The following is a 17,599-nucleotide window of genomic DNA, read 5'->3' as shown; positions in this document are numbered from 1 at the left end:
AATAATGGCAAAAACTGAAAAAGTTGAAAGTAAAGATCAAAAAGTAGAAAAATCTTCAAAAAAATCTAATAAAAGTTCTTATTCAAAAAAGAAGAAAATTAAAAAAAATATTTTAAATGGTATTGCATATGTTCAATCAACATTTAACAATACTATAATATCAATTGCTGATACTAATGGAAATGTTGTTTCATGGGCATCAGCTGGACAAAAAGGTTTTAAAGGATCAAGAAAATCTACTCCTTATGCTGCGCAAATTGCTGCTGATGCAGCAGCTTCTAAAGCATTAGAGTATGGAATGAAAACTCTATCAGTTGAAGTGAAAGGTCCAGGATCTGGTAGAGAAACTGCATTAAGAGCTTTACAAGCAAGAGGTTTTAAAATTTTATCTATTAAAGATACAACACCAATGCCACATAATGGTACACGTCCACCAAAAAAAAGGAGAGTTTAATGGAAACCGAAAATGTTAATGTTAAAAATTGGAAGTCATTAATTAAACCTAGTAAACTAGATGTAAAGATTAGTGATGACTTAACACATGCAAAAATAATTGCTGAACCATTAGAAAAAGGCTATGGGCTAACGTTAGGAAATTCTTTAAGAAGAATTCTTTTATCTTCAATTAGAGGAGCAGCAGTAACATCAATTCAAATCGATGGTGTTCTACATGAGTTTACTTCAATTAAAGGTGTAAGAGAAGATGTAACTGACATCGTTTTAAATGTTAAATCTTTAGCTTTAAAATGCTCATCTGAGGGAACTAAAAAATTAATTTTAGATGCAAAAGGACCAGGAGAAATTAAAGCTTCTGATATAACACCAGTTGCTGATGTTGAGATTTTAAATCCAGATTTAGTAATTTGTAATTTAGATGAAAATACTAATTTTCATATGGAAATGAATGTTAATACTGGAAAAGGTTATGTTCCAGCTGAATTAAATAAGCCAGAAGAACCACCTTTAGGATTAATTGCAATTGACTCTTTATATAGTCCTGTAAAAAAAGTTTCTTATTCTGTAAGCACAGCTAGAGAAGGAAAAGCTCTTGATTACGATAAATTAACAATGGAAGTAGAAACAAATGGTTCAATTTCTGCTGAAGATGCAGTTGCATATTCAGCAAGAATTTTTCAAGATCAGCTTAAAATGTTCATTAATTTTGATGAGCCTGTTGAAGCTCCAGTTAAAGAGGTATCTACTGAACCAGAATTCAATAAAAATTTATTAAGAAAAGTTGATGAATTAGAACTTTCTGTAAGATCAATGAATTGTCTTAAAAATGATAATATAATTTATATTGGTGATCTTGTTCAAAAATCAGAAGGTGAAATGTTAAGAACACCAAATTTTGGTAGAAAATCTTTAAATGAAATAAAAGAGGTTTTAACTGGTATGTCTTTATATCTTGGTATGGAAATACCAAACTGGCCACCAGATAACATTGCTGAAATGTCGAAAAAACTTGAGGAAGCTATCTAATGAGACACGGAATGGCTAATAAGAAGTTGAATAGAACTTCTGAACACCGAAAAGCTCTACTAAAAAATATGCTTAATTCATTAATTAAGTATGAGCAAATTAAAACAACATTAACAAAGGCAAAGTTTTTAAAGCCACAAGCTGATAAGATAATTACTCTTGGTAAGAAAGAAACTTTACAAACAACTAAAATGCTTGTTTCGAAGTTACAAGACGTGAAATCTGCTAACAAGGTGAAGAAAACTCTTTCTAAAAGATATGAAAAAAGAAATGGTGGTTATACAAGAATAATTAAAGCAGGTTTTAGATATGGTGACAATGCACCTATGGCAATCATTGAATTCGTAGATAGAGATGTTGAGGCTAAAAGAATAGATAAACCAAAAAAAGATAAAGCTGCTACAGAAAATAAAAAGGCTGAAGAAAAAACTACTGCTACAGCATAGTTAAATTAAAAAAATAATCCGTAAATGATAAAATCATACATTGTTGATGAAACATGTAATGATATGCGTTTAGACAGATGGATAAGAAACAAACTTGGTAGCATCCCACAGAGTCTTGTAGAAAAAAGTCTAAGGTCAGGAAAAATTAAAGTTAATAAAAAGAAAGTTAAAAGTTCTTTTAAGATAAAAACTGGATTTGAAATCCAAACATTTAATATTAATTTTAAAGAAAATATTTTACAAAAAAAAATTAAGTATCAACCTACAGATCAAGTTATTAAAGAAAATGAAAATCTAATAATCGATGATAATGAAAATTTTATAGTTCTAAATAAAAAATCAGGTATTTCTGTTCAGGGTGGAACTAAATCTAAAAAAAATTTAGTTGATATTTTTGCAAAAAGTGAGGTTTTTAAAAATTCTAAACCATACTCAGTTCATAGATTAGATAAAGATACATCAGGTGTTTTTATTATTGCTAAAAACAGAGAAACAGCTCAGTTGTTAACATCACTATTTCGTTTGAGAAAGGTACATAAAACTTATTTAGCGGTTTGTCATGGTGAAATTGAATCTGACAAAGGTGAATGGATAAGTGATTTGATCAGATATGAAAATGGAAAAAAAATTATAGAGAAGGCAAGAACTTTATATAAAGTATTAGATAAAAATTCATTATGTTCTTTGGTAGAGATGAAACCTATTACTGGAAGAAAGCATCAATTAAGAAAACAACTTTATGAAATTGGAAATTCAATATTTGGTGACACTAAGTACAGAAATACTGAGTTTGCTAAAGGAATAAATAAGGAATTGATGCTACATTCTTATCAAATTAAATTTATGATAAATGAAAAAAAATATACTTATACTGCTTTATTACCTGATTATTTTAAAAAATTAATAAAAACTAAGCGTTTAAAGTTTTCAAATTAGTAAGAAATTTTTCTATCAAAATATCTTTAATTTTTTCATAATTTTGGTCAGAAATTTTTTTTAAATTCGTAACTCCTTTGTCTGAAATTCCACAAGGAACTATACTTTCAAAAGGTTTTAAAGAATTGTTAATATTTAAAGAGAAACCATGATAAGCAATCCATTTACTAACACGCACACCAATTGCCGCAATTTTTTGAATTTTATTATTATTATTAAACCAAATTCCTACATTCTCTCTGTCAGAAAAACTTTGAATGTTATAATATTTTAATGTTTCAATAATACTTGTTTCAATAATATTAATAAATTTTCTAATATCTTTTTTACGTTTTCTTAAATCAATTACAAAATAAAAAATTAACTGACCTGGACCATGATGAGTAATTTTTCCTCCTCTATTGGTTTCATAAATCTGAATTGAATTATCTAAAATTTCTTTTTTTGAATAACTTGTGCCTGCTGTAAAAATAGCTTCATGCTCCAGAATCCAAATTAATTCTTTTTCTTTATTTGCACTAACTAAATTTAATCTATTTTCTAGTAAACTTATTGCATTTTGATATTTTACTGGTTTTTCAGTCTTTTTGATCTCAATATTCATTAAAAAATTGTATTCTTCTTATATTGTATTAAAAGTTGCAAAAAATATTACTGGTAAACTTATGACTTTAACAAAAAAAATAAAAGATAAAAAAGTTAACTTTGAGTTTAACAAAGAATATATAAAAGTCCTAACTGATAAAATTTCAGATAATGATGCAGTTTTCATAACTAATTCATTTAAAGAAATGCATCCAGCTGATGCTGCTGACATAATTGAGCATTTAAATCAAAATGATAGGGAGAGTTTAATTAAACTTAATGAGTTTAAAATTGATCCTGAAGTATTTATTGAACTTAATGAGTCGGTTCAATCAGAAATCATTAAATACTTATCTTCAGCATCAATTATAAGAATTTTAAAAAATCTTGAGTCAGACGATGCAATTAAAATTTTAGAAAATGTTAATGAGAGTGACAAAAATTCAATATTAAGTGAATTACCTCCAAAAGATCGTTTTGCTTTACTTGAGGGTCTGAGTTATCCAGAAGATAGCGCTGCCAGAATCATGCAGAGAGAATTTACTGCAATACCGAGTAATTGGAGTGTAGGTCAAACAATTGATTATTTAAGAGAAAACAAAGAATTACCAGAGGAGTTTTTGGAAATTTTCATTGTTGATGAAAATTTTAAACCCATAGGAACTGTACCATCATCTAAAGTTTTAAGAACACCGCGTGATACAAAAATGATTGCAATAATGACTGAGTCTCCTTTTTTAGTACCAGTAGATATGGATAGGGAAGAAGTAGGTAATTTATTTGAAAATTACAGTTTAAATTCAGCATGTGTAGTTGATAAAAATAATAAATTAGTCGGGATGATTACTTATGATGATGTATTAACAGTCTTAAAAGAAGAGGCTGAAGAAGATGCTTTAAGACTGGCTGGTGTTGGAGATGAAGAAATCACAGATGGAGTTTTTGTAAAAACCAAAAGACGCTTTAATTGGTTACTGTTGAATCTTTTCACCGCTTTTTTGGCAACGTGGTGTATAAGTTTATTCGGCGCAACTATAGAACAAATGGTTGTTTTGGCTTTTTTGATGCCGATTGTTGCTTCTATGGGAGGTAATGCTGGCATGCAAACTCTAGCAGTAACAGTTCGAACTTTAGCAACTAATGATTTAACAAAAAATAATTTTAATCAAAACATATTAAAAGAATTTAATATAGGAGTATTAAATGGAATTATTTTTGCAATTATCAGTTCTTTAATAGTACAGCTTTGGTTTAAAGATATTCAATTATCTTTAATTATCTCTATTTCAATGATTATCACAATGATTGTTGCTGGTTTGTTTGGTATTGTAGTACCAGTAACCTTGAAAAAAATGAAAATTGATCCAGCTATTGCTTCAAGTGTGTTTGTAACAACAATAACAGATGTAATAGGTTTTGTATCTTTTCTGGGTGTAGGAGCTTATTTTTTATAAATTGTCTATTAATCTTACATTCTGTAAATAATAAGCAATAAATAATCTTGAATTTTTGAAAGTATTTGAAGTTTTTAATGTTTTTAAATTTCTAAATTCTAAGTACTCAATTTTAATATTATTCTTCTTTATCAGGTTTTTAGATTCTTTTTTTAAATAAATTTTAATATTTTTTTGTGTGTTAATATTTTCTTTTATTTTTTTTAGATCTTTGACAACATTAGCTGCAACAACTAGTGATTTAGGTTTAAGTAATAAATTTCTTGAAGAAAGTGCAATTGATTTATTATCTCTAATTGTTTTGCAATTAATTATTTTACTCGGATATTTTTTTTCTATGTATTTCTTTAATAAGTAATATTGTTGATAATCTTTTTCTCCCATGAATATCTTATTGGGCATAATTAGCTTAGTAAGTCTATCCATCACATCAATAACACCCTCAAAATGTCCTTTTCTATATTTTGCACATAAAATTTTATCTTTTTGAAATAGTGTAATTTTTTTTGTTCTTCTTTGTTTATATATGTCTTCAGTTTTTGGAATAAAAACCAGTTCAACTTTGAGTTTTTTTAATATTCTTAAATCATTTTTAATGTCGTTTGGATAGTTTTTATAATCATTTAAATTATTAAATTGTGTTGGGTTAACATAAATACTTACTAAAGTATTTTTACATTCTTTTTTAGATTTCTTAATTAAGTACTCATGACCCTTATGAATGCTTCCCATTGTGGGAATGAAACCTAAATTTTTAATTTTCTTAAGTTCTTTTTTAAGAATTAAGCTATTTAATATAATTTTCATTTGTATTAGCTAGTTTAATAAGTAAAACATTTGCATGATTAAACAAGCAATTATTCCACTGGCTGGTCTAGGTACCAGATTGTTGCCTTTAACAAGTGTCTTTGCAAAAGAACTTTTACCAATAAATGGTAAACCTGGAATTGAGTATATCTTAGATGAATGTATTGACGCTGGAATTAAAGAAATAATATTTATTATTTCAAAAAAAAAAGAAATTATTAAAAAATATTTTTATAATGACTCTTTTTATAAAAAAATAATAAAAAAAAAGAACGATCAAAGAGTAAAAAAAGAATATCAAAAAATATTGAAATATAAAAAAATGATCAAGTTTGTTTATCAAAATAAGCCATTAGGAACTGGAGATGCTGTATTGAAAACAAAAAATTTAATAAAAGATAATCATTTTTTAATGCTTTTACCTGACGATCTGATTATCAAGAACAACTGTTCAAAATCTATGATTAAAATTCATCGAAAATATAAGTCATCTGTGATGGCTAGTATGAGAGTTGAAAGAAAAACTGTTTCAAGATGGGGAATTTTTAAGTTTAAGAAAAAACTAAATAAACATAACTCATTGATAGAAGATGTAATTGAGAAGCCTTTAGTTAAAAATGCACCCTCAAACAAAGCTGTTATTGGAAGATATATACTCCCAAAAAAAATTTTTAATTTACTATTGAACCAGAAACCTGGAAAAGGTGGTGAAATTCATATAACTGATGCGATACAAAAATTAATTAAAGATAAAGAAAAATTTATTGCTCACAACTTTTCTGGAAAATATCTAGATTGTGGTACAATGCATGGTTATATTAACTCTACATTAGAAATTGCAAGATCATGAAACTATGTATGATAGGAACTGGTTACGTAGGATTAGTAAGTGGTGTATGTTTTTCTGATTTAGGAAATGACGTTATTTGTGTTGATAAAGATATTAATAAAATCAAAAACTTAAAAGATGGAAAAATTCCAATCTACGAGCCTGGCTTAGACGAGCTTGTTAAAAAAAATATTAAGAATAAAAGATTAAGCTTTTCTAATGATTTAAATAAATCTGTTAGAAAATCTGATATAATATTTATTTGTGTTGGTACACCGACTAAAAGAGGGGGAAGCAGTGCTGATTTAAGTCAAGTATTTGGAGTCGCTAAAGAATTGTCCAAAAACATTAATAAATATAAAATAATTATAACAAAATCTACAGTTCCAGTTACAACTGGTGATGAAATTGAAAAAATTTTGATAAAATCAAATTCTCGAATTAAATTTTCTGTTGTGTCTAACCCTGAGTTTTTAAGAGAAGGTGAGGCAATTAGAGATTTTATTTATCCAGACAGAGTTGTAGTTGGTTCTAATGATAAAAAATCGACTAGGATTTTAAAAAATTTATATACCCCATTAATTGCTAAAGGCGCAAAATATATCAATACATCAAGAAGAGCAGCTGAATTAATTAAGTATGCTTCAAATGCATTTTTAGCTACTAAAATTACCTTTATTAATGAATTAGCTAATCTTTGTGAAAAAACAAATATAAATGTTGATGATATATCAATTGGGATGGGTTTAGATCAAAGAATTGGAAGTCGTTTTTTAAGAGCAGGTCCTGCATATGGTGGATCTTGTTTTCCAAAAGATACAAAAGCAATAACCTCAACAGCTGATAAATTCTCCACAAATCTTTCTGTTATCAAATCTGTTATCAAATCAAATGAAAATAGATCACAGTTGATGTTAAAAAGAGTTTATCAAATATTAAATAATAAAGTTAAGAATAAAAAAATTAGTTTTTTAGGTGTTACATTTAAAGCTAATACTGATGATATGAGAGACTCATCAAGTTTAATAATGATTCCAGCTCTATCTAAAAAAGGAGCTTTGATAAGATATTTTGATCCAACCGGTTACAAAAAAGAATTTAAGGGATATAAAAATGTAAGTTTTGCTAGATCAATTTCAAGATGTCTTGAAAAAACTGATCTAGTAATTATTCATACTGAGTGGAATGATTTTAAATCTCTAGATTTTTTAAAATTGATTAAGAATAAGAAAATTAAAATTTACGATATGAGAAATTTATATATACCAAGTAAAATGACTAATAAAAATGTCAAATACTACAGTGTGGGGAGAGGTTAGTTCTTAATTTAACTCAAAAATTGCATCAACTTCAACAGCTACACCAAGTGGCAAGCTGTTAGTGCTTACAGCAGCTCTCGTATGTTTGCCAGCTTCTCCAAAAACTTCAGCTATTAAATCAGATGCACCGTTGATTACTTTTGGTTGTTCAGTAAAATCTTCAGTAGAATTCACAAAACCTGTCAATTTTACACAATTCTTAATTTTAGAAAGATCTCCGTTACAAGCATGTTTTGCTTGCGTGATAATACTAAGCCCACAACGTTTTGCTGCATTATATGCTTGATCTGAGTTTAAATCCAAACCAACTTTACCTTTGAGGAGTTGACCATTTTCATCAATAGATATCTGACCTGATATATAAAGTAATTTACCAACTATCTTAGTAGCAACATAATTTCCAGCTGGAGCTTTTGCTTCTGGTAATTTTAAACCTAATTTCTTAATATTATCTTCATAGCTCATTTAGATTTCCTTTTTTTTGATTTTTTATTTTTATCGTATTCCTTTCTTTTCTCAATAAGAATTAAAGCTTCCTCCATTGTAAGATCTGTTGGATCCTTTTCTTCAGGTATTGTTGCGTTTAAGGATTTATATTTAATATAAGGTCCATATTGGCCTTTCATCACTCTAACTGGTTTTTTATCTTCTGGATGCTCTCCTAAATCTTTAATTATTGAAGATGACATTCGACCAGGTTTAGCTTCTGCAATTAAAGTAATTGCTCTATTCAACCCTAATGAAAAAATTTCATCAACATTTTCAATTCTTGCAGATTTGTTATCACACTTTAAGTAAGGTCCAAATCTCCCGGTGTTAAGCATTATATCTTTTTGATTTTCAGGATTTACCCCTAGCGATTTTGGAAGTGAGCATAAGAATTTAGCTTTTTCTAAATCTACAGTTTCAAGTTCTATCCCTTTTGGTATTGATACATTCTTCAGGTTATCATTTGTTTCTTTTTTTAATTTTTTCTTTTTTTTCTTTTTAACATCCTTTATTTCATTTTCTATTTCTTCAGGAATGATTTCATATTGTAAATAAGGACCAAATCTTCCATTTTTTAAAAAAATATCATTTCCATTATCATGCTTACCTATAAATTTTGGTTCTGCTAATTGAGCTTGTGCAGCTGCCTTAGCTTTTGATAGTGGTCTTGTGAACTTACAATCAGGATAATTTGAACAGCCTATGAAAGCACCTCCTCTAAAACTATTCTTTAAACTTAAGACACCTTCTGAGCAAATTTTACATTTTCTATCTATATTTCCATCTTTATCTTTATCAAATACCAAGTCACCTAAACTATCATTTAATAGATCAAGTACTTCCCTTGTTCTTTTTTCTTTAACTTCAGAAACATTGTTATTAAAATCTTTCCAAAATAATTCTAAAACTTTAATCCAGCTTTCCTTACCTGTGGTAATTTCATCTAATTGATCCTCAAGGCCTGCTGTAAAATTATAATCTACATATCTTGAAAATAGTTTTTCTAAAAAAGCAGAAATTAATTTACCTCTATCGGTTGGAAAAAATCTTTTATTAGTGATTTCTGCATAACCTCTATTTGCAATCGTTGAAATAATACTTGCATATGTTGATGGTCTACCAATTCCTAATTCTTCTAATTTTTTAACTAGACTTGCTTCAGAGTATCTTGGAGGAGGTTGTGTGAAATGCTGTTCGTCCATTAAAGCTTCAATATTAACTGGACCTTTTGATACTACTGGCAGTATTTCTTCATCTTCCTCCTTAGAAGGAGATTTGTAAATTTTCAAAAAACCATCAAATTTTAAAATAGAACCACTTGATTTACAAATTGTACCTTTATCATTTGATGTAAATGTTATGGTACTTCTATCAAATTGTGCAGACTCCATTTGTGAAGATAAAGCTCTAGACCAAATCAATTCATATAGTTTGTTTTGATCTGTACTTAAATATTTTTTCACATTTTCAGGTGATCTACTAATATCTGTTGGTCTAATTGCTTCATGTGCTTCTTGAGCATTTTTAGCTTTTTTACCAGAATAATTTAGAGGTTGGCTTGGTAAATATTCTTTACCGCAATTCTCTTTGATATAATCTCTAAAGGTACTAATTGCATCAGCGGATAAATTTGTTCCATCTGTTCGCATATAAGTAATAAGGCCTATAGTTTCTCCTTCTATTTCAATACCTTGGTATAATCTTTGTGCTATTTGCATCGTTCTAGATGCTCCAAACCCTAATCTACTAGATGCTGTTTGTTGAAGTGTTGAGGTTGTAAATGGTCCTGATGGTTTTCTGCTAACAGTTTTACTTGATATATCAGTAATCGAAAATTGCATTTTTTTAATATCCTCAATAGCTTCATTAATTTCGACTTTATTTTTGAAAGTAAATTTTTCTATCTTATTTGAGTTTAATTCATAAATACTTGCAGTTATAAAATTATTATTCGTATCTGAAAATTTTACGCTTAAAGTCCAAAATTCTTCAGGATTAAATGACTCAATTTCATGTTCTCTTTCTGTAATTAATTTAAGAGCAACAGATTGCACTCTTCCTGCAGATTTTGATCCTGGTAATTTAGTCCAAAGAATAGGGGATATATTAAAACCAACTAAATAATCTAAAGCACGCCTAGCCATATAAGCGTCTACTAAATATGGTTCAATTTGTCTTGGATTTTCAATTCCATGAACTACTGCTTTTTTTGTAATTTCATTAAATACAACTCTTTCTATTTCTTTATCTTTAAGGAGTTTTTTTTGATCTAAATATTCTTTAACATGCCAAGCTATTGCTTCACCCTCTCTGTCAGGGTCTGTTGCTAAAATAATTTTTGAAGAATCTTTAGCTGCATCTGTTATTTCTTTTAAATATTTTTTTGAAAAACTATCAACTTCCCATTCCATTTTAAAATTTTGATCAGGGTCTACAGATCCATTTTTCGAAGGTAAATCTCTAATATGACCATAACTAGCCAAAACTTTATAATCATCACCGAGATATTTATTTATTGTTTTAGCTTTAGCTGGACTTTCAACAATTACGAGATTCATGCTTACAAACTAACGAAAACTTATTGATAGTCAAATTAATAAATTTTAGTTTTTGTTTCTTCTTTATTTTTTAGCCTTTTGATATTTTCTCTGTGTGTATAAAAAATCAAAACAAACATTATTAGAAAGAAAATTACATTACTTTGAATGTTAAAGAAAAAAATGAAAATAGGAACACTCAAAGTTGCAATTAAAGATGATAAAGAAGACAGTTTTGAAATAAAGTAAACTATTAGCCAACTTACAGAAAAAACTATTGCGAATAAAACATTGATTGAAAAAAGTATTCCAAGATATGCAGCAACACCTTTTCCACCTTTAAACTTTAGCCACACTGGAAAAACATGTCCTAAAAATACACTTAAAGCACCAATATAAATATATTGTGGGAAATAATATTTGATTAATATAATTGGCAATACAGCTTTTCCCACATCGAGTACTAAGGTTGAAAATCCTATAATTTTATTGCCAGTTCTAAGAGCATTTGTTGCACCTATATTTCCTGAGCCGATATTTCTAATATCTTTCTGTAAAAAAAATTTTGTTAATAGAAAACCAAAAGGTATTGATCCTAAAAGATATGTAATCAAAATTACTAAGATATAATCCATTTATAATTTGAATAATTCCTTACCTTTTACAAAAGTATTTAAAACCCTGCCTTGAAGTTTTTTATCTTCTATTGATGTATTTTTAGATTTTGAAATCAATTTATCTTTTTTTACTATCCAAGGTTTGCTTATATCTACAATGCAAAAGTCTGCATCATTTCCTATAGATAAATTTCCTTTGTTAATTTTAAGAATTCTGGCAGGGTTATTTGTTAAAGCATTTATTATAGTATCTAATTTTAGAGAACCATTATGATAAAGTTCAAGGCTTAAAGACAGTAAAGTTTCAATTCCTGATGCACCTGTAGCAGCTTGCGCAAAGGTTAATCTTTTAGACTCTTCATCTTCAGGTTTATGATCTGACACAATTACATCTATTGAGCCATCTTTCAAACCTTTCACTAATGCTAATCTATCTTCTTCCTTTCTTAATGGAGGTGAAAGTTTTAAAAAAGTTCTAAAGTCACCAATGTCATTTTCATTTAGAGATAAATTATTTATTGAAACTCCAGAAGTAAATTGGACTTTATCTTTTCTTTCTTCTAAGGTTAAAACTGATTTTTCAGATGATAATTGAGATATATGATACCTGCATTTAGTTTTTTCCAATAATGTTAGATCCCTTTCTATTATAATCCTTTCAGCTATATCCGGAATACCTGATAAACCTAATTTTGTTGCTATAATTCCAGAATTAATCATACCATTTTTTGCAAGCTCATAATCTTCAGCATGTTGCATAATTAAACTTCCTAGGTCTTTTGCAGAATTCATAATTCTAGACATCAGTCGTGAGTTTTGAATAGTTTTGATTCCATCTGTAAATGCTACAATTCCTTTTTCTTGTAATAAACCAAATTCAGTCATGGTAACGCCTTCAATTCCTTTTGTAAGTGAGGCACATGGAAAAATATTAATTTTAGATTTATCTCTTCCTCTTCTTTTTAAAAAATCAACTATCGAGACATTATCAATTATTGGATCAGTATTTGGCATAGTAACTACTGATGTTACTCCACCAGCTAGGGCCGCATTACTTAAAGTTCTAAAATTTTCTTTATATTCATACCCAGGTTCGCCAACAAAAACTCTCATATCCACTAAACCTGGAAAAATATATTTTCCATTTAAATCAATAGGCTTTTCTCTTGATGGTAAGTTATTTGTGTTAACTTTTTTACCAATTGCTTCGATTTTTCCATCTTCACCAACTATAAGCCCACCATTTTCATTCACTGAATTGTGAGGGTCGATTATATTGGCGTTTATAAAGTATTGTCTTTTCATTTACTTACAAAAAATTTTTAAACAGGCCATTCTTACAGCTACACCTAATTCTACTTGTTCCTTAATTACACTTTTGTTTATATCATCAGCTAACATTGTATCTATCTCTATACCTCTATTCATAGGTCCAGGATGCATTATCAGTGCATCAGGTTTTGCATGATCTAGCTTGTCTGGTGTTAATCCATAATATTCATAATATTCTCTGTTGGAGGCAAGGTATGAGCTTGTCATCCTTTCATTTTGAAGTCTTAACATCATAACTATGTCACAATTTTTAAGTCCTTTTTTCATATCAGTAAAAGTGTTCACTCCAAATCTTTCAATTTCTTTTGGCATTAAATTTGTAGGAGCAATTATATTAACTTCTGCACCCAGCATATTAAGAAGATAAATATTTGATCTTGCTACCCTTGAATGTACTATGTCTCCACAAATTGCAATTCTAAGACCTTCTATTTTTTTTTTTCTAGTAATTATAGTTAGTGCATCTAGTAATGCTTGAGTAGGATGTTCTCTTCTACCATCACCTGCATTTAATACAGCACAATTAACTTTTTGAGATAAAAGGTTACATGCGCCAGAGTCTTGATGCCTAATAACAATAATATCTGGATGCATTGCATTTAAAGTCATTGCTGTATCGATTAAGGTTTCTCCTTTTTTAATTGCAGAATTACTAATATTCATGGACATAACATCAGCGCCAAGTCTTTTACCTGCTAATTCAAACGAGCTTTGTGTTCTTGTTGAGGGTTCAAAAAATAAATTTATTTGAGTTTTACCTTTAAGAACATCTGTTCTTTTATTATTGCTTTGATTAAGTTTTATGTAATCTTTTGCTTCGTCTAAAATAAGATTTACATCGTTAATTGATAAATCTTGTATTCCTAGGAGATGTTTTTGAGAAATTTTAATAGCTTTATTGGTTTTAATTGCCATTAAAACCAACTCTATAACTATAATGCTTTACTATAGCAAGTGTTAATTATTTAAATAATCAATTGCACCTTGTAAAATGAAAGCAGCTGCGTTTTCATCAATTTTTTTCTCTCTTTTACTAACACTAACATCTATTTGACTGGATAAATTGAATGCTCCAACTGTGGATAATCTTTCATCCCAAAGAATAATTGGAATATCAATAATATCTTTAATATTTCTAATAACGTCATTAACAGATTGGGCGGATCTACCCGGTGTTCCATCCATATTAAGAGGATTTCCAACTATAATCCCTCCAATATCATTTTCTTCAATAATTTCTCTTATTTGTTCAATTAAATTCTTGCCAGTGGTTTTGTGAATTGTTTTAAAGGGAGTGGCTATTAATCGTTTTTCATCACAAATTGATACACCAATTCTTTTTGATCCAAGATCAAGACCAATTAATCTAGTTTTCTTAGAATTAATTTTTTTAAAATCTTCAATTTTGATCATATTGTATATTTTTTACTTAAGTGATAGTTTGCCACAAATTATTTATCATATGAGTATAGATCTTAAAACAATTAAGCATATATCAAAATTATCAAGAATTTCTGTAGATGAGGAAAGAGCTGATAAATTAGCAAAAGATTTAAGTTCAATATTTGAATTTATTGAAAAACTCAATGAATTAAAAACTGATAATGTTGAACCATTAACTTCTGTTGCTGAAACAACTTTAAAACTTAGGTCAGATGAAATTGAAAGCGATAATATAAGAGATCAAATTATAAAAAATTCACCTGATAGTAATGAAGATTATTTTGTGGTTCCTAAGGTGATAGAATAATGACTGAAATTACATCCTTATCACTTTCGAATTTAGTAAACAAAGTTAAGAAAAAAGAATTGTCATCTGTAGAGATAACCAAATCATTTGTTGAAAGGTCAGAAAAATCAAAAAAACTTAATGCTTACATTACTGACAATTTCGAAAATGCTTTAAATAAAGCAAAACAATTTGATGAAGATCCTAATTTAGATTTAAAACTTCCAGGTATTCCAATTGCGGTTAAAGATTTGTTCTGTACTAAAGATGTAAAAACCACTGCTGGGAGTAAAATGTTGAATAATTTTATTCCACCTTATGAGTCAACTGTTACTCAAAATATGTGGAATGAAGGTGCTATTCTTTTAGGAAAATTGAATTGTGATGAATTTGCAATGGGGTCTTCTAATGAAACTAGTTACTTTGGAAATGTCCAAAATCCAATTGATGAAAATTTAGTTCCTGGTGGATCATCTGGAGGTTCAGCATCAGCTTTAGCTGCTCGTTTAACGCCTATTACAATTGGAACTGATACTGGTGGCTCAATTAGACAACCAGCATCATTTACTGGCACCGTTGGATTAAAACCTACTTATGGAAGTTGTTCTCGTTATGGCATAGTAGCTTTTGCATCTTCACTTGATCAAGCAGGACCAATGTCACAAAATGTTGAAGACTGTGCATTGCTTCATGAAATTATAAGCTCCTATGATTCCAAAGACTCAACATCTGTTGATTTTAAAAGAAATGAATATAGCAAAGAATTAAACAAAGATATCAAAGGAAAAAAAATTGGTATTCCTAAAGAATATAGAGTTGATGGTATGCCAGATGAAATTGAAGATTTATGGAAAAAAGGAGTTGAATATATTAAAGATTGTGGTGCTGAAATAATTGATATTTCTCTTCCACATACTAATTATGCTTTACCGACATATTATATTGTAGCTCCAGCAGAGGCATCTTCAAATCTAGCTAGATATGATGGAGTAAAATATGGTTTTAGAGCCGAAGGTAAAAATCTTATAGATATGTATGAAAAGACTAGATCTGAAGGTTTTGGTTCAGAAGTTCAGCGTAGAATAATGATTGGAACTTATGTTCTTTCATCAGGTTATTATGATGCTTATTACCTAAAGGCTCAAAAAGTTAGAAATTTAATAAAATCTGATTTTGATGAAGCATATAAAAAAGTTGATGCAATTTTAACACCATCAACACCAAGTTCAGCTTTTAAAATTGGTGAAAAAACAAACGATCCAATTTCTATGTATCTGAATGATATATTTACAGTACCAGTTAATTTAGCAGGTTTACCTGGGATATCTATTCCGGCAGGTCATGATAAAAAAGGATATCCTCTGGGTTTACAATTAATTGGTAAAGCTTTTGATGAACAAAATTTATTAAACATTGCATATGCAATGGAAGAAAAAATAGGTTTTGAGAATAAGATTTCTGATTGGTGGATGAAATGAGTAATACTAATTCTCAATATTTAATTGATAGAGGTGATAACCAATACGAAGTGGTAATTGGATTAGAAGTTCATGCACAAGTAACCTCAAACTCCAAACTATTTTCATCATCACCTACCAAATTTGGCTCTGAGCCAAATACACAAGTAAGTTTAGTTGATGCTGCCTTTCCAGGTATGTTACCAGTTATTAATAAATTTTGTGTTGAACAGGCAATTAAAACAGGCATAGGTCTTAATGCAAAAATAAATAAAAGATCTGTTTTTGATAGAAAAAATTATTTTTATGCTGATTTACCTCAGGGGTATCAAATTTCTCAATTTAAAGATCCAATAGTAGGTGAGGGTAAAGTGATTCTAGATATGCCCGATGGTCAAAAAGAAGTAGGTATAGAGAGACTTCATTTAGAGCAAGATGCTGGAAAAAGTATTCATGATTTAGATCCACAAAATACATTTGTAGATCTTAACAGATCTGGTGTTGCCTTAATGGAAATTGTCAGCAAACCAGATTTAAGATCACCAGATGAAGTAAGTGCATATATTAAAAAATTAAGATCAATTATGAGATATTTAGGAACTTGTGATGGAAATATGCAAGAAGGATCTCTAAGAGCAGATGTTAATGTATCTGTTAGACCGATAAAATCTAAAGATTATGGAATAAGATGTGAGATAAAAAATGTAAATTCAATTAAATTTATGCAGATGGCTATAGAGTATGAAGCTAATAGACAAGTTGATTTAATTGAAGAAGGTAAATCAATTGATCAAGAAACAAGATTGTTTGATACTAAAAAAAATGAAACTAGATCTATGAGATCAAAAGAAGATGCTCATGATTATAGATATTTTCCTGATCCAGATTTATTGCCTTTAGAAGTTTCAGATGAATTTATAGACAATATCAAATCCAATATTCCTGAACTTCCAGATGATAAAAAAAAGAGATTTATTGATGAATTTAAATTATCTCCCTATGAAGCTACAATTTTAGTTTCAGACATAGAAATTGCAAAATATTTTGAAGAAGTAGTGGCTAAGATGGGTAAAAATAAAGATATTAAATTAGCGGTTAATTGGATTACAGGTGAATTGTTTGCTTTATTGAATAGTAAAAATATTGAAATTTCTCAAAGTCCTATAAGTGCTAAAAATTTAGCGATATTAATAAATTTAATAAAAAATGGAACTATTTCAGGAAAAATAGCAAAAACTGTTTTTGAATTAATGATTGATGGAGATAAAGATCCTCAAAAAATTGTTGAGGAAAAAGGATTAAAACAACAAAGTGATCCTAAGGCTTTAGAGACTTTAATAGATAAAATTATTAATGAAAATAGAGAAAAAGCTATTGAGTACAAACAAGGTAAAGAAAAATTATTTGGTTTCTTTGTGGGGCAAGCCATGAAAGCATCTGGTGGTAAAGCTAATCCTCAGTTAATAAATGAAATATTAAAGAAAAAACTTTAATATTGATATTATAGTCAGACACAAAGGACTTAAAAGCTAATTCAGATATTTAGTTTTTTAGCATAAAGTAGAATTAAATTGTTAATA

The 17,599-nt window shown here is 28.6% G+C and carries 18 protein-coding genes; 10 read left to right on the top strand and 8 right to left on the bottom strand.

Features of this window, described 5'->3' with window-relative positions:
* Positions 1–4 precede the first annotated feature (4 nt).
* From rpsK to ACTTAU_RS05550, 4 genes are read left to right on the top strand one after another with little or no spacing between them, the layout of a single operon-like run.
* A complete protein-coding gene (gene rpsK / locus ACTTAU_RS05565; RefSeq protein ID WP_438304844.1) occupies positions 5–454 on the top strand; it encodes a 30S ribosomal protein S11 in 450 nt (149 codons plus the stop codon).
* Positions 454–1,482: a DNA-directed RNA polymerase subunit alpha gene (locus tag ACTTAU_RS05560; RefSeq protein ID WP_438304845.1), complete on the top strand. Its 1,029-nt coding sequence runs from the start codon at positions 454–456 to the stop codon at positions 1,480–1,482. The genes rpsK and ACTTAU_RS05560 overlap by 1 nt, the downstream gene beginning before the upstream one ends.
* Entirely contained in the window at positions 1,482–1,928 is a 447-nt protein-coding gene (rplQ, locus tag ACTTAU_RS05555; RefSeq protein WP_440632921.1) for a 50S ribosomal protein L17, read from the top strand. The genes ACTTAU_RS05560 and rplQ overlap by 1 nt, the downstream gene beginning before the upstream one ends.
* Positions 1,929–1,952: 24 nt before the next feature.
* Positions 1,953–2,864, top strand: coding sequence for an RluA family pseudouridine synthase (locus ACTTAU_RS05550; RefSeq protein WP_438304848.1), 912 nt, complete (start codon positions 1,953–1,955; stop codon positions 2,862–2,864).
* Here ACTTAU_RS05550 and lipB read toward each other — a convergent pair.
* Positions 2,839–3,468, bottom strand: coding sequence for a lipoyl(octanoyl) transferase LipB (gene lipB, locus ACTTAU_RS05545; protein ID WP_438304849.1), 630 nt, complete (start codon positions 3,466–3,468; stop codon positions 2,839–2,841). The two genes, ACTTAU_RS05550 and lipB, sit on opposite strands and share 26 nt — an antisense overlap.
* Positions 3,469–3,529: 61 nt before the next feature.
* Between lipB and mgtE the strand changes: the two genes are divergently transcribed.
* Complete coding sequence (gene mgtE / locus ACTTAU_RS05540) at positions 3,530–4,903, top strand: magnesium transporter (RefSeq protein WP_438306244.1); 1,374 nt, start codon at positions 3,530–3,532, stop codon at positions 4,901–4,903.
* Here the strand turns inward: mgtE and panC are convergent.
* Entirely contained in the window at positions 4,898–5,710 is an 813-nt protein-coding gene (gene panC, locus ACTTAU_RS05535) for a pantoate--beta-alanine ligase (protein WP_438304851.1), read from the bottom strand. The genes mgtE and panC overlap by 6 nt on opposite strands.
* Positions 5,711–5,744: 34 nt before the next feature.
* Between panC and ACTTAU_RS05530 the strand changes: the two genes are divergently transcribed.
* Complete coding sequence (locus tag ACTTAU_RS05530) at positions 5,745–6,560, top strand: sugar phosphate nucleotidyltransferase (RefSeq protein WP_438304853.1); 816 nt, start codon at positions 5,745–5,747, stop codon at positions 6,558–6,560.
* The gene (locus ACTTAU_RS05525) at positions 6,557–7,858 is read left to right on the top strand and encodes a UDP-glucose dehydrogenase family protein (protein ID WP_438304854.1); all 1,302 of its coding nucleotides are present in this window, start codon (positions 6,557–6,559) and stop codon (positions 7,856–7,858) included. Before ACTTAU_RS05530 ends, ACTTAU_RS05525 begins: the two co-directional genes overlap by 4 nt.
* Before the next feature lie 3 nt (positions 7,859–7,861).
* Here the strand turns inward: ACTTAU_RS05525 and ACTTAU_RS05520 are convergent, their stop codons facing one another.
* Genes ACTTAU_RS05520 through ruvX form a run of 6 tightly spaced genes read right to left on the bottom strand, consistent with a single transcriptional unit; the run spans position 7,862 to position 14,246 of the window.
* Entirely contained in the window at positions 7,862–8,323 is a 462-nt protein-coding gene (locus ACTTAU_RS05520) for a RidA family protein (protein ID WP_438304855.1), read from the bottom strand.
* Complete coding sequence (gene topA, locus ACTTAU_RS05515; protein WP_438304857.1) at positions 8,320–10,905, bottom strand: type I DNA topoisomerase; 2,586 nt, start codon at positions 10,903–10,905, stop codon at positions 8,320–8,322. Before topA ends, ACTTAU_RS05520 begins: the two co-directional genes overlap by 4 nt.
* A gap of 35 nt (positions 10,906–10,940) precedes the next feature.
* The gene (gene plsY / locus ACTTAU_RS05510) at positions 10,941–11,519 is read right to left on the bottom strand and encodes a glycerol-3-phosphate 1-O-acyltransferase PlsY (RefSeq protein ID WP_438304858.1); all 579 of its coding nucleotides are present in this window, start codon (positions 11,517–11,519) and stop codon (positions 10,941–10,943) included.
* Positions 11,520–12,806, bottom strand: coding sequence for a dihydroorotase (pyrC, locus tag ACTTAU_RS05505; RefSeq protein ID WP_438304860.1), 1,287 nt, complete (start codon positions 12,804–12,806; stop codon positions 11,520–11,522). It abuts the gene before it with no gap.
* Positions 12,807–13,748, bottom strand: a complete 942-nt coding sequence (locus ACTTAU_RS05500) for an aspartate carbamoyltransferase catalytic subunit (RefSeq protein WP_085114346.1) — start codon at positions 13,746–13,748, stop codon at positions 12,807–12,809. It abuts the gene before it with no gap.
* 42 nt (positions 13,749–13,790) lie between these two features.
* Positions 13,791–14,246 carry a Holliday junction resolvase RuvX gene (gene ruvX, locus ACTTAU_RS05495; protein WP_085114345.1) on the bottom strand — a complete coding sequence of 152 codons (456 nt, stop codon included), beginning with the start codon at positions 14,244–14,246 and terminating at the stop codon, positions 13,791–13,793.
* 49 nt (positions 14,247–14,295) lie between these two features.
* On the opposite strand from ruvX, the gene gatC reads away from it, so the two are divergent.
* The 3 genes from gatC to gatB are packed head-to-tail and all read left to right on the top strand — an operon-like array spanning position 14,296 to position 17,512.
* Positions 14,296–14,583, top strand: coding sequence for an Asp-tRNA(Asn)/Glu-tRNA(Gln) amidotransferase subunit GatC (gatC, locus tag ACTTAU_RS05490; RefSeq protein ID WP_438304863.1), 288 nt, complete (start codon positions 14,296–14,298; stop codon positions 14,581–14,583).
* On the top strand, positions 14,583–16,040 hold the full coding sequence (gene gatA / locus ACTTAU_RS05485; RefSeq protein WP_438304864.1) for an Asp-tRNA(Asn)/Glu-tRNA(Gln) amidotransferase subunit GatA: 1,458 nt from the start codon (positions 14,583–14,585) through the stop codon (positions 16,038–16,040). Before gatC ends, gatA begins: the two co-directional genes overlap by 1 nt.
* Positions 16,037–17,512, top strand: a complete 1,476-nt coding sequence (gatB, locus tag ACTTAU_RS05480) for an Asp-tRNA(Asn)/Glu-tRNA(Gln) amidotransferase subunit GatB (protein WP_438304865.1) — start codon at positions 16,037–16,039, stop codon at positions 17,510–17,512. The genes gatA and gatB overlap by 4 nt, the downstream gene beginning before the upstream one ends.
* Positions 17,513–17,599 lie beyond the last annotated feature (87 nt).

Source organism: Candidatus Pelagibacter sp. HIMB1505 (assembly GCF_052047915.1).
GTDB lineage: Bacteria > Pseudomonadota > Alphaproteobacteria > Pelagibacterales > Pelagibacteraceae > Pelagibacter > Pelagibacter communis_A.
This window is presented reverse-complemented; position numbering and strand designations above follow the sequence as displayed.